This is a genomic window from Candidatus Omnitrophota bacterium (assembly GCA_028716165.1).
GTDB lineage: Bacteria > Omnitrophota > Gorgyraeia > JABMRG01 > JABMRG01 > JAQUQI01.
In genome coordinates, this window is record JAQUQI010000007.1 from 1 (window position 1) to 13,220 (window position 13,220).

General features: G+C 44.7%; 14 protein-coding genes. All 14 read left to right on the top strand.

The window, feature by feature from the left end:
* Nucleotides 1-815: phosphoribosylformylglycinamidine cyclo-ligase (gene purM / locus PHV77_04490; protein ID MDD5504556.1), on the top strand; the 815-nt coding region annotated here is incomplete at its 5' end.
* A 105-nt stretch (nucleotides 816-920) separates the two neighbouring features.
* Nucleotides 921-2,216 (top strand): phosphoribosylamine--glycine ligase, encoded by a 1,296-nt coding sequence (gene purD / locus PHV77_04495; GenBank protein MDD5504557.1) that lies wholly within the window; start codon nucleotides 921-923, stop codon nucleotides 2,214-2,216.
* A 23-nt stretch (nucleotides 2,217-2,239) separates the two neighbouring features.
* Nucleotides 2,240-2,719, top strand: coding sequence for a 5-(carboxyamino)imidazole ribonucleotide mutase (gene purE / locus PHV77_04500; GenBank protein ID MDD5504558.1), 480 nt, complete (start codon nucleotides 2,240-2,242; stop codon nucleotides 2,717-2,719).
* Entirely contained in the window at nucleotides 2,716-3,327 is a 612-nt protein-coding gene (locus PHV77_04505; protein MDD5504559.1) for an L-threonylcarbamoyladenylate synthase, read from the top strand. The genes purE and PHV77_04505 overlap by 4 nt, the downstream gene beginning before the upstream one ends.
* Complete coding sequence (locus tag PHV77_04510) at nucleotides 3,317-3,793, top strand: low molecular weight protein arginine phosphatase (GenBank protein MDD5504560.1); 477 nt, start codon at nucleotides 3,317-3,319, stop codon at nucleotides 3,791-3,793. Before PHV77_04505 ends, PHV77_04510 begins: the two co-directional genes overlap by 11 nt.
* A complete protein-coding gene (rpiB, locus tag PHV77_04515; protein ID MDD5504561.1) occupies nucleotides 3,784-4,233 on the top strand; it encodes a ribose 5-phosphate isomerase B in 450 nt (149 codons plus the stop codon). Before PHV77_04510 ends, rpiB begins: the two co-directional genes overlap by 10 nt.
* Nucleotides 4,234-4,277: 44 nt before the next feature.
* Complete coding sequence (locus tag PHV77_04520) at nucleotides 4,278-5,525, top strand: serine hydroxymethyltransferase (GenBank protein MDD5504562.1); 1,248 nt, start codon at nucleotides 4,278-4,280, stop codon at nucleotides 5,523-5,525.
* Nucleotides 5,526-5,569: 44 nt separating this feature from the next.
* Nucleotides 5,570-6,040 (top strand): cytidine/deoxycytidylate deaminase family protein, encoded by a 471-nt coding sequence (locus PHV77_04525; GenBank protein MDD5504563.1) that lies wholly within the window; start codon nucleotides 5,570-5,572, stop codon nucleotides 6,038-6,040.
* Between the two features lie 133 nt (nucleotides 6,041-6,173).
* Nucleotides 6,174-6,638: a transcriptional regulator NrdR gene (gene nrdR, locus PHV77_04530; GenBank protein MDD5504564.1), complete on the top strand. Its 465-nt coding sequence runs from the start codon at nucleotides 6,174-6,176 to the stop codon at nucleotides 6,636-6,638.
* Nucleotides 6,635-9,061, top strand: a complete 2,427-nt coding sequence (gene nrdD, locus PHV77_04535; GenBank protein ID MDD5504565.1) for an anaerobic ribonucleoside-triphosphate reductase — start codon at nucleotides 6,635-6,637, stop codon at nucleotides 9,059-9,061. The genes nrdR and nrdD overlap by 4 nt, the downstream gene beginning before the upstream one ends.
* A gap of 17 nt (nucleotides 9,062-9,078) precedes the next feature.
* On the top strand, nucleotides 9,079-9,345 hold the full coding sequence (locus tag PHV77_04540) for a thioredoxin family protein (GenBank protein ID MDD5504566.1): 267 nt from the start codon (nucleotides 9,079-9,081) through the stop codon (nucleotides 9,343-9,345).
* Nucleotides 9,346-9,369: 24 nt separating this feature from the next.
* Nucleotides 9,370-10,095 carry an anaerobic ribonucleoside-triphosphate reductase activating protein gene (locus PHV77_04545; GenBank protein MDD5504567.1) on the top strand — a complete coding sequence of 242 codons (726 nt, stop codon included), beginning with the start codon at nucleotides 9,370-9,372 and terminating at the stop codon, nucleotides 10,093-10,095.
* Nucleotides 10,096-10,345: 250 nt separating this feature from the next.
* Nucleotides 10,346-12,163, top strand: a complete 1,818-nt coding sequence (locus PHV77_04550; GenBank protein ID MDD5504568.1) for an ABC transporter ATP-binding protein — start codon at nucleotides 10,346-10,348, stop codon at nucleotides 12,161-12,163.
* Nucleotides 12,164-12,316: 153 nt separating this feature from the next.
* Nucleotides 12,317-13,036: an FAD-dependent thymidylate synthase gene (gene thyX / locus PHV77_04555; GenBank protein MDD5504569.1), complete on the top strand. Its 720-nt coding sequence runs from the start codon at nucleotides 12,317-12,319 to the stop codon at nucleotides 13,034-13,036.
* The last annotated feature ends 184 nt before the right edge of the window (nucleotides 13,037-13,220 follow it).

The window sequence follows — 13,220 nt, forward strand, 5'->3', positions numbered from 1 at the left end:
CCGATGGCGTCGGGACCAAGCTTATGATAGCCCAGGCGTTAAATATGCATTCCGGAGTAGGTTTTGACCTGGTAGGCATGTGCGTTAATGATGTCGCTACGACGGGAGCAAGGCCCTTGTTTTTCCTTGATTATATCGCTACAGGAAAATTACAGACGGGTGTATTGACAAACGTGGTAAAGTCTATCGTCGCGGCCTGCGGGCAATCCGGATACGCGCTTGTCGGAGGTGAAACGGCCGAGATGCCCGGCATGTATGACGCGGGAGAATATGACCTCGCGGGTTTTTGCGTGGGCGTGGTAAACAAAAAGGACATTATAGACGGCTCGCGCATCAAGAAAGGCGATATAATACTCGGTTTAGAGTCAAGCGGGCCCCATTCAAACGGATATTCGTTAATAAGAAAGGTATTTTCGCTCCGCCAGATCAAACGGCTTAAGCATAGCCTTCTGGCTCCCACGCTTTTATATACCCAGCCCTTGCTCGCCGTCCAGGAAAAGATAACGCTTAAGGGTATAGCGCACATTACAGGGGGCGCTTATGAGGACAAGGTATCACGGATAATTCCCAAAGGGCTTTGCGCTTTTATAGCCAAGAACTCATGGCAGGTGCCCGATATCTTTAAACTTATCCAGAAAAAAGGCGGAATTAAAGACAGCGAGATGTATCGCGTCTTTAATATGGGTATCGGCATGATTGTTGTGGTCAATCCGGAACACGCTAAAGACGCATGCCGGATTTTAAAGGCCTTTGGCATAAAAGCGTTTGTAATAGGCCAGATAGCAAAAGGCCAATCCAGGGTCAAGCTAATATAAGGTTTTTGCAGGCCGTTTTCACGTTTTTGTTATGAGCAGGCATCGCCGGCAAAGGCAAAATATTTAAAATATTTTTTATTAACCCGATAACAGGTATATGTTTTTATGAAAGTGCTTGTAATAGGTTCGGGCGGCAGGGAACATGCCCTGTGCTGGAAATTGGCACAAAGCCGCAGGATTAGTAAACTGTATTGCGCGCCGGGCAATGGCGGCATAGCGGAAATAGCCGAGTGCGTTAATATAAAATACGACGATATTAATGCCCTGCTTGATTTTGCCGTATCCAAATCAATAGAACTTACCGTTGTAGGCCCCGAAGCCCCTCTAACAATAGGCATAATTGACGCTTTTAATAAACGGGGGTTAAGGATATTCGGCCCTGATAAGGCATCAGCACGTCTTGAGTCAAGCAAGGTATTTGCCAAAAAAGCAATGAAACGGTTTGGCATCAAAACCGCGGATTTTGCTATTTTCAATGATCCCGCCCTTGCCGAGAAGCATATACAATCATCGCCGCTTCCCATTGTTATCAAAGCTGACGGGCTTTGCGCCGGCAAGGGTGTTATCGTAGCCGGCACGAAACAGCAGGCACTGTCCGCCGTAAAGTCCATTATGCTGGATAAAGAATTCGGCCCTGCCGGAGAAAATGTTATAATTGAACAGTGCCTGAAAGGGGAAGAGGCCTCTATTATCCTTGTAAGCGACGGCAGGGATTATGTATTGTTTCCGACCAGCCAAGACCATAAAAGGGTTTTTGATAATGATAAAGGCCCTAATACCGGCGGCATGGGAGCCTATTCCCCGGCGCCTGTCGCGACAGATGGAATTATTAAAAAAGTAGAAAATGATATAATACGTCCTTTGCTTGACGGGCTTAGATCTGAAGGAAACCCTTATAAAGGTGTTCTGTATATAGGCCTGATGATAATAGGCGAAACGCCCTATGTGCTTGAATTTAATGTCAGGTTTGGAGACCCGGAGACGCAGGCGATACTGCCGAGATTGAAGACGGACTTAGTGGATATTTTTGAGGCGGCGCTTGATAATAAACTCGGTAATTTTAAGATTGATTTTGACCCGCGCCCGTGTGTAAGCGTAGTATTGGCATCCGGCGGGTATCCTGGCCCGTATAAACAAGGTTTACCGGTATCAGGGTTAAATAAGGCAGGCACTATAAAGGATGTTTTTATTTTTCATGCCGGCACAAGGTTATCTTCCACCGACGGGCAATCTTTTGTTATTACAACAAGCGGCGGACGCGTTTTAGGCGTAACGGCAATGGCTGACACTATTGATGCGGCGATAAGAAAGTCCTATGCCGCGGCTGGCCTTATTGCTTTTGAGGGAATGCACTTTAGAAAAGATATCGGGTTTAAAGCGGTTTCGCGAGGGGCTGAATAAAGCAAGGCCGGAGGGCGGATAAAATGGCGCAAAAACACAAAGTAGCCGTGGTAATGGGAAGCAATTCGGATATGGAAATTATGAAGAATTGCGTTGATACATTAAAAGGATTTGGTATTAATGCCGATGTCAGGATACTATCGGCCCATAGGACGCCTAAGCGGACGATAGAATTTGCCTCTAATGCCCGGAAGAACAATTATCAGCTGATAATAGCGGCGGCAGGGGGTGCGGCCCACCTTGCCGGAGTTGCGGCCGCTCATACAACATTACCGGTTATAGGTGTGCCCATGGATACGAAAGCCCTGGGGGGGCTGGATTCTTTGTTTTCTACCGTGCAGATGCCCTCGGGCATTCCTGTCGCGTGCATGGCGATAGGCAGAGCGGGCGCTATAAACGCCGCTGTGCTCGCGATAGAGATATTAGCTTTAAACGACAATAGTTTAAGAACCAAATTGGATGGCCATAAGATTGCTTTGGCAAAGTCTGCTTTGAAAAAATGATTACCAGGACGATAGATTTAAACGGCAAAAGCGATTATGGACGTAAAACGCGCGAAATCGCCTTGCTTTTAAAATCAGGCGCGATAGCGGCAATTCCGACGGAGACCGTGTTTGGGCTGGCTTGCAGTGGCGCCAATAAAGAGGCTGTCAGGAGATTGTATAAACTTAAACGCAGGCCTTTAGACAAGCCGTTTGTTGTTCAGGTTGACAAGATAGCCAAGCTTTTAGGCTATGGCATAAGCCTTGACGGCAAAATTAACCGTGTGTTAAATAGATTCTGGCCCGGGCCACTTACAGTTCTTTTGGAAACTTCCGCCGGCAAAACAGGTTTTCGTATGCCCGATAATAAGGCCGCGCTTTCAATTATTGCCGCGTCCGATTTTCCTGTTTTTGTCACAAGCGCGAATATGTCCGGCAAAAAAGAGCTCGTTTCCGCCGAAGAAGTAGGCAATACATTTGACGGGCTTATAGATATTATCGTAGACGATGGCACAATAGCCGAAGGCACGGCCTCAACCGTTCTTGACTGTACGCGTTCACATTTTAAGATATTACGTCACGGTGCCTTGTCCCGGCAGCTAACCCGGTTTTTAGGTTATGACAAATGATATTAAAAAGGTCCTTATAGTCTGCACAGGAAACGCCTGCCGGTCCCCTATGGCGGAAGGGTTTTTAAAAAAATATCTTGATCCCAAAGAAGGATTTATGGTTTTTTCAGCGGGGTTATCCGCTATTGACGGCATGCCTCCTACCAGAACTGCTGTTGAGGCCATGCGCGAAGAGGGTATTGATATATCTTTTTATCTTACAAAATCTTTTTCGCAGGCCCTGGCAAGGTCGGCGGATATTATTCTTGTCATGACCTCTTCGCATAAAGAAGGCGTGTTAAAAAAAGCTCCTTATGCTGAAGGCAGGGTGTTTCTTTATAATGAATTTGCGGGTATCGGAAATGGTGTTTCTGATATTGATGACCCGATAGGCCAACCGCTTGATGTGTATAGGGCCGTCCGGGATAACATAAAGAAAGCCACAAAAAAAGTGGCCGAGCGTGTAAGAGGTGGCATATGCGGATAGCGATAGGTTCGGACCATGGCGGTTTTGAGTTGAAAAAAGATATCATTGAATACCTCAAAAAGAGGAATTACTGTGTTGTGGATGTGGGCTGTTTCAACCCGGATGACTGCGATTATCCGCAGTATAGTTTTGCCGTAGCAGGCCTTGTCGGCGCGAAGAAAGTGGACAGGGGTATAGCGATATGCAAAAGCGGAATAGGCAATTCAATAGTTGCTAATAAAGTAAAAGGTGTCCGCGCCGCATTATGTTTTAATGTTGCCCAGGCCAGGTCCAGCCGCGAACACAATGACGCCAATATGCTTGTGCTGGGCGCTTTATATGTTAAAAAAAGCACTGTCAGATCAATGCTTTGCGCCTGGCTTAAGACAAGCGCGTTAGCGGGAAGGCATGCCCGGCGCGTCAGGCAGATAAAAAAGATTGAGACGAAGGTTTTTAAGTAATGGGTCCGGTCACTTTGATTTTATAACAAGGGAGAACGCGCGAGATGGGGTTTATAAAAAATACGGACAGACAGGTATATAATGCTATTATTAATGAACGCGAAAGACAGCAGGACAATCTTGAGCTTATAGCCAGCGAGAATTATGCCACGCAGGCTGTTATGGAGGCGCAGGGCTCGGTTCTTACGAACAAATATGCCGAAGGTTATCCGGGCAGGCGGTGGTATGGTGGTTGCGAGCATGTTGATGTTGTAGAGTCTCTTGCCATTGAGCGGGCAAAGAGCCTCTATAAAGCTGAACATGCCAATGTTCAGCCGCATTCAGGCTCAAGCGCCAATATGGCTGTTTTGTTCAGCCAGCTAAAATTCGGTGATACTATTTTGGCAATGGACCTTGCCTGCGGCGGGCATCTGACACACGGACATCCTTTGAATTTTTCAGGCAAGTATTTTAATATAATACCTTACGGAGTGGATAGGAAAACCGAAAGGCTTGATTATGATAATATATTGTCCCTTGCCGAAAAACACAAACCAAGGCTCTTGATAGCAGGTGCCAGCGCGTATCCAAGAACCATACATCCTGACAGGTTAAGGCATATATGCGATAAAACAGGGGCCTTGCTTATGGTTGATATGGCGCATATTGCAGGGCTTATAGCAGGCGGTTGCCATCCCAATCCCGTAGAATACGCGGAGTTTGTCACAAGCACCACCCATAAGACACTTTGCGGGCCAAGGAGCGGATTTATACTTTGCAGAAAAGACTTTGCCAAACAGGTGGATTATACTGTTTTTCCGGGATTGCAGGGAGGGCCGTTGATGCACATAATCGCGGCTAAGGCCATTGCTTTTAAAGAGGCCTCCACACAAAGGTTTAAGCGCAAGCAGATACAAACTTTGAAAAATGCCTTTGTTCTGTCCGAAGAGTTAAAAAATCTTGGATACAGGATAGTTTCAGGCGGCACAGATAATCATATGGTTTTAGTTGATGTTTATTGTTCAAGACAGGTAACAGGTAAAGATGCTTCCGCTGCTCTTGACAGGGCGGGTATCACGGTTAATAAAAACCTGATACCATACGACTCCCAGCCCCCTCTCGTGGCCAGCGGCATAAGATTAGGAAGCCCAGCCCTTACGTCAAGGGGAATGAAAGAGCCGCAGATGAAAAAAATCGCGCGCTTGATAGATGATGTCTTATCCCACATTACAAATGAAGCCAGGATCAAGGATATCAAAGAAGAGGTATCAAGGCTTACAAAAAAATTCCCTGTGTATAAGGTGAAAAAATGAAAAGAAAAGGTAAAAAACACGACAGGATAAGAGCTGTTAGTGATATGAGGCCTGATTGGGATACGTATTTTATGGATTTGGCAATACTTGCTTCCAGAAGGGCGACATGTTTAAGGCGTAAAGTCGGCGCGGTAATTGTTCAGAACAAACATATACTCTCAACAGGTTATAATGGCGCGCCCAAAGGCATCAAGCATTGCCGCCAGGCAGGTTGTATACGCGAAAAGCTCAACATAGCGTCAGGGCAAAGGCACGAATTATGCAGAGGATTGCACGCGGAACAGAACGCGATTATACAGGCGGCCTTGCACGGGGTTAGCCTTAAAGGCTCTATTTTATATTGCACGAATATGCCCTGTGCCATATGCGCGAAGATGCTTATTAATGCCGGCATAAAAAAAATAGTTGCTGCTGACAGTTATTCCGACCAGATGGCGGAAGGTTTTTTGAAAGAGGCCGGTATCAAGATAGCTCATATTAAAAAACAGAGAAAACAGAAGATTTTGGGTGTTTAAGGGCAATTTCCGCATTAAATTACTATAATCAGCCTTATCACGGTATTTGACAATACAATATATAGGGTGTATATTTTCTCACACTACTATATAATGTGTTTTTTAATTAACGGTTTTTATGCCAGGCGGGAAAATGAAGTGCCCTTATTGCGGTTATAAAGAAGACAAGGTAGTGGATTCAAGGGCGAGTTCGGAAAATGACGCCATACGAAGGAGAAGGGAATGCGCCAGGTGCCAAAGGCGTTTTACCACGTATGAGCATATAGAAGATATGCCTTTGATAGTGGTGAAAAAAAACGGCCAAAGACAGGTTTTTGACCGTAATAAACTTATATCGGGCATATTGAAATCCTGCGAGAAAAGGCCTGTTAGCGCGGACAGGATTGAAAGCCTCGTGGATAACATTGAAAGACAGCTCCAGCGAAAAAATGAAAAAGAAATAAAATCATCGCATATAGGAGAGATGGTCATGAGCAGGCTCCATGAGATTGATGAAGTGGCCTATGTGCGATTTGCTTCTGTTTACAGAGAATTCAAGGATGTTACGGAATTTATGAAGGAACTAAAATATGTCTTGGCAAAAGGGGGTAAGGGATGAGCGTAGAGCAGTCAAGCAGTGCGGGTGTCCGGCAAGGGTATTTTGACGTTATATCCAAAAGAGACGGTAGATTGGTTGCTTTTGACAAAAGCAAAATCGCGGACGCTATTTTTAAAGCGGCTCTTTCAGTCGGGGGAGAGGACAGGGAAATGGCAGAAGAACTTGCCTCGGCCGTTACACTATACTTAAGAAAAAAATTTACCTCTCAAATACCGGCCATAGAACAGATACAGGATGCTGTTGAAAAGGTGCTTATTGAAACAGGCCACGCCAAGACAGCGAAGGCTTATATACTATACAGGGAAAACAGGGCCCGGGCCAGGGAAAACCTGCGCGTAAGAAAAAAAGTGCGGCAGGAAAATAATTCCACTGATATATCTTTAATGGTTACGCCCCTGGCAAAAGATGAAGTAGTGCTATGGGATAAGAATAAGGTTGCTGAAGCTCTCCGGAAAGAAGCTGGTTTGAGCATGGAACTGTCCAATGAGATAGCGTCAGCGGTTGAGCATAAAATAGTCAATTCGGATATCAGCCAAATATCAACAAGCCTTATAAGGGAATTGGTAGATAATGAGCTTTTTACCAGAGGATTAAATAAGACCCTTAAGAAACAGGCCGCGATAGGTATGCCTGTGTATGACCTGGAGACGCTTATATTCTCCAAGAGTAATGAAAACGCTAATATTAATTCAAATAATCCCGAGGCCATAAACCTGGCCATAGCCGAAACGGTACTTAAGCAATACGCTCTTGAAAGGATATTCTCACAGGATATAGCGGATTCCCATCTGAAAGGGGAGATACACCTGCACGATCTCGGTTATCCAACCAGGGTTTATTGTTCTTCACATTCCCTTGAATACCTGAAAAAATACGGACTGCATCTGGGTAATCTTGACACGCAAAGCGCGCCCGCGAAACACGCCAGGACGCTTACCGGCCATCTCAATACGTTTTTAGCCAGTATGCAGGCATATTATGCCGGAGCTCTGGGTGTTGCCTATGTTAATATTATGTACGCGCCCTATGTCGGAGACATGACCGATAAACAGATGCGCCAGGAGGCCCAGCATCTTATATTTTCAGCTTCCCAAAACGCTTTTTCCAGGGGCGGGCAGAGCCTTTTTATAGACCATAACATACATACGGGTGTGCCTAATTACCTGAAAAATATACCGGCTATCGGGCCGGATGGAAAATATACCGGTAAAACATATGGTTATTATGAAGAAATCGCGCAGCGTTTTGCCAGGGCCATGCTTAGCGTTTGGCGTGACGGTGATGAATTTGGCAGGCCTTTCGCTTTTCCTAAATGCGATTTGCATATCAGCGCCGACACGTTTAGTGATCCCAGTCAGAGACAGCTGTTGGAATACGCCTGCCAGATAGCAAGCGAAAACGGCGCGCCCTATTTTGTTTTTGACAGAGACGAGGTAACGCTTTCCGCTTGCTGCCGTTTGAGAACGCAAATAAGAGACAATTATATGATAGAGCACCCGGAATCCATGCGATTTTGCGGTTTCCAAAACATAACAATAAACCTTCCGCAGGCCGCGTATCGTTCAGGCAGAGGCAATTTAGAAGCGTTTTACAAAGAAGTGGACAGGTGTATGGAACTTGCCATAAAAGCGCATGTCCAGAAAAAAGATTTTATAAGCCGGCTAATGTCAAAACCGCATTTGCCTATGTGGGAAGTAGGAAAACTCGCTCTTGACGGCAGGCCGTATATAGACCTTGATAAGGCCACATATATAATAGGCCTGGTGGGTCTTAATGAATGTCTTCAACACTTGACCGGTAAACAGCTTCACGATGATGAGGAGATTTTTAAGCTCGGCATCAAAATAGTATCGTATATGTATTTCAAGGCAAAAGAAGCGGAGAAGAGGCTTGGTTTGAAATTTTCACTTGAAGAATCACCGGCGGAAAGCGCGGCAAGAAGATTGGCCAAGGTGGATTTGAGGCAATATCCTGAAGAAGCGGCCAATGTCATAAAAGGCGATATGGCAAACGACATGTATTATTATACTAATTCCATACACTTTGCGGCAAACGCTCCCGTAGACCTGATCACAAGGATACAGAAACAATCAAAATTCCACACGCTTATAGAGTCAGGCGCTATTATACACGCTTTCGTGGGGGAAAGATTGCCTTCCCCGCAGGCAATAATGAAGCTTCTGGAAAAGACATTTCAGAAGACCCAGGCGGCCCAGCTTACCATATCGCCGGAATTTACCATATGCAATTCCTGCCATAAAAGGGACAATGGCCTGCGCGATGCCTGCAGGGCCTGCGGTTCAGATGATGTTTACGGTATGACGCGTATAGTAGGTTATTATAGCCGTATAAATAATTGGAATAAATCTAAATTGGGAGAGCTTGAGGACAGAAGGCAGAACCCGGCAAACTACGCGGTGTAAGGAAAGGCGTGACGATTATGAAGATAAAAGTTTTTGGAAAAAATAACTGTGCCAAATGCGAGACAACAAAAAATAAAATAAACCATTATCTTAAAAAAAATAATAACCCTTCAAACGCCGCGTTGGAATTCCACGATCTTGATACTGTGGAAGGCATGACGGAAGGCGCCTACAACAATGTCTTGAAAATTCCCACTACTCTTATAGAAAAAGAAGACCAGGTGCTGGCCAGGTGGGACGGGGAAGTTCCCAGGACGGAAGACTTTGCCGCTTACCTGCGATAGGCAGAGTTTCGGACGCTTATTTTTATGTTTCATACCAGGCCCCAGGCCCTTATAAAGGGTTTTCAGGAATCCACTCTTACGGATTGGGACGGAAATATAGCCTGTATAATATTTTTAGGCAGGTGTAATTTCAGGTGCGGTTTTTGCCATTCCAAAATGCTTGTGGATGGTTTTGACGATATAGATACAATACCGTTTGAGCGCATCGCGGAGTATCTGTCTAAAAAATCAGGCTGGATAGACGGGGTTGTCATAACGGGAGGAGAGCCGTGCCTCCATCAGCAGGCCCTTATAGACCTTATCAATCAAATAAAAGAACTCCGGTTTCCGGTCAAACTGGATACGAACGGTTCAAACCCGGTATTGCTTGAAAAGATCATAAAAAACGGCCTTATTGAATATGTGGCAATGGATATTAAGGCGCCATTGCGCGGGAAAGAATACAGCCGCGCGGTAAATGTCAATGTAAATATAGATGATATAATTCTGTCAAAAGATATTATAATAAATTCCGGCCTTGAGCACGAATTCCGGACAACCGTAGTCCCGGGAATAATTGATAAAAATAATATTCTTGATATAGCAAGAGAAATCAGAAAAGCGCGGAAATACTGCATCCAGCAATTTGTGCCAAGAGACACTCTCAACCCCGGCTTCATGTCACTTAAGCCATATAAAGCCGAAGACCTCTATGAGATGGCGGATTCCGTTAAACATTATATAAAAAATACAATAGTAAGGCCGAATTAAGCGTTTTAAATAACCGTCTCCTGCCGGTTTTTTTAAGGGGTTTAGCGCAGTCGCGGCAATATTGCCGCGATACCAGGCTTAGACAGGCCCACTAAGCGTTGTTATTTTCCATATATTCTCTCAAGTTTTTGGTGTTTTGGGCATTTGGCTCGACAAGCCCAAATAGCTATGATAAAATACACTGATTTGTTTAGAAAAAAATAAAATTATCAGCCGCGTTAGTAATCCGTTTCGCCAAGGGCAAACCGATATGAAGAGTTATTTAAGGCTTATAGGATATGTAAGGTCGCATTTATGGGTATTAGCCTATGCTACCGTATTCATGATATTGTCGTCATTGATTCAGCCCCTGTCATTAGGAGGGTTTATACCGTTCATTGATAAGGTGATGATGGGCAAGGATATAGTGCTTACCGGTAAGAATATACCAAATTTTATATCAGAGGCGGTATTATGGGTGAACAATATGCCGAGAATGAGGCTTTTTGAAATTCTTATTGTTTTTTATATAGTCTCTTTTACCCTAAGGGCCGTGTTTCTTTATTGCCAGCAATATCTTATGCGGGAGGTAAGCCAGAGGGTTACCCGCGATATAAGAAATCTCTTGTATGATAAGCTCTTAAGGCTTTCAATGAATTTTTACAGCAATTCGCGCACGGGCACTCTTGTTTCACGCATTACCCATGACACGACGATTATCCAGGATGCCGCCTCGGAAGGATTAACCGACCTTATCTGGCAGTCACTGCAGTTTGTCTTCTCTCTTATCATGGTAATCTATATAGCGATTTTTTTCCGGATCAATATGATGTTTATATTTTTTGCTTTTGTTGTAATACCCGTTATAATCGTTCCCTTGATATATATCGGCAAGCGCGTCAGGCAGATAAGCAGAAAACACCAGGAATCCATGGCGGGTATGAGTAATATATTATATGAGGCCATATCCGGGATAAGAGTGATAAAAGGTTTTTCTATGGAAGAATATGAAAGGGAAAAATTCAGGCAAGAGAATGAGCGCCTGAAGAGAATGGTAATGAAATCCAATAAGAGGATACTGGCAGTAAGCCCATTGTCAGAATTAGTGACAATGGTATCGGCTATGGGCATACTGTGGCTCGGAGGACAGCAGGTAATCACAGGCAGTATGAGCATAGGGACATTGACAGCCTTTGCTTTGGCGGTCCTGTCACTATCAAAGCCTATTAATAGGTTGAGCAGGGTCCATAATATTAACCAGCAGGCCCTGGCCGCGGCCCATAGGGTGTATGAAATCCTTGATGAAAAGATCGCCGTGGAAGATAAAAAAGATGCTCGTGCGCTCGGTGACATCAAAGGCGAGATTGTTTTTTCCGATATCTGGTTTAGATACTCTGATAAGCAGGCTGATGCCTTAAAAGGCATTTCATTTAAAGCCAGAGTTGGCGAAGTGATAGCTTTTGTGGGGCCAAGCGGGTCTGGCAAGACTACCCTTGTTAATCTTCTGCCGCGTTTTTATGATCCTAACCGGGGCAGGGTATCTATAAACGGGATTGATATAAGGGACATAAAATTGCGGTCTCTCATAGATAATATAGGCCTGGTGACCCAGGATACAATACTTTTTAACGACACGGTCCTGGCAAATATAGCTTACGGCAAAAAGGATGCCGACATTAACGCGGCAATAGAGGCGGCGAAGACCGCCAATGCCCATGATTTTATAATGAAGATGCCTGATAAATACAATACGGTAATTGGCGAAAAAGGATTTAAGCTTTCAGGCGGCGAAAAACAACGGCTGGCAATAGCAAGAGCGGTTTTTAAAAATCCGCCTATACTTATATTTGACGAAGCCACATCACAGCTTGATTCCGAATCAGAAAAATTGGTGCAGGAGGCCATAGATAGGTTAATGCGCGGCCGAACGGTTTTTGTCGTTGCCCACAGGCTCTCTACAATAAAGCACGCGGATAAGATTATTGTTATGCAGGCCGGCAGGATAGAGGACGCGGGAAAGCACGAAGAACTTATCGCCAGAAAAGGCCTTTATAGTAAACTTTATAACATGCAGTTTGCCGGTTTTTAACAAGCTCTTTTTCCGGAAAAAAGCGCGTAAGCTATCGGAAGAATATCACAGGCGCGGGCAAGGGGCCAAGCGGTTATGGCGTAATCCCGGCATTTAAGCCGGGATTTTATTTTTTTGCCATACGATATAGATATGCCAAAAAGGAGGGTTTGAATGAAAGGAGTCAAAGCGGCAGTTAAGCTGTTGGCAGTTACCCCCGACGCGCTGTCGGTTATTTATTCCGCGGCCAGACAGTGTTATTCAAAAAAATACGCGGCGGACATATATAATGATAAGAGTATTTCAAGCCCGCAAAAGAGAGATTTTATCAAAAGAATAGTGTCTTCGGGCCACGAAAGCCCGCTTGAACACGTTACATTAACTTTTTCAATAAAAGGCGTGTCGCGGGCATTATCACATCAGCTTGTCCGGCACAGGCTGGCTTCGTATTCACAGCAGAGCCAAAGGTATGTGCCTGGCCGGGACTTTAATTTTATTATGCCGGCTTCCATTGAAAAAACCGCCGTGGCCAAGAAAATATTTATAAGGTCAATGAAAAATGCCCAAAGAGATTATGGCAAAATAATCAAATTATTACAAGGCCGCGTTGAAAAAGGAAAAGCCTCGGAAGATGCCAGGTTTGTTCTTCCTCAAGCGGCAGAAACCATGATAGTCTTTTCCATGAACTGCAGGCAGCTTTTGCATTTTTTCAGTCAGCGTTGCTGCGCAAGGGCCCAATGGGAGATAAGGGCTTTGGCAAACGCCATGCTTGCAATATGCAGGAAAAACATCCCCGAGATATTCGCAAAGGCGGGCGCAGTATGTGAAAGACTGGGTTATTGCCCGGAAGGTAAAAATTATACTTGCGGCAGATACCCGGTGAGTTTAAAATAAGCGCGATAGGCCAAAAGCAAATGCGTTGTTTAAAAATATAGTTGAAGCCGCAAAACACGCCGATATGCCCTTAAAACAACCCTTTTTAATGGTTGGCAGTTCAATTTTGACATTTTTGTTGCAAGTTATGTATTTTGTGATATAATCTATCTCCGATTTCAATATTCTGGCAAAACGCCAGGCG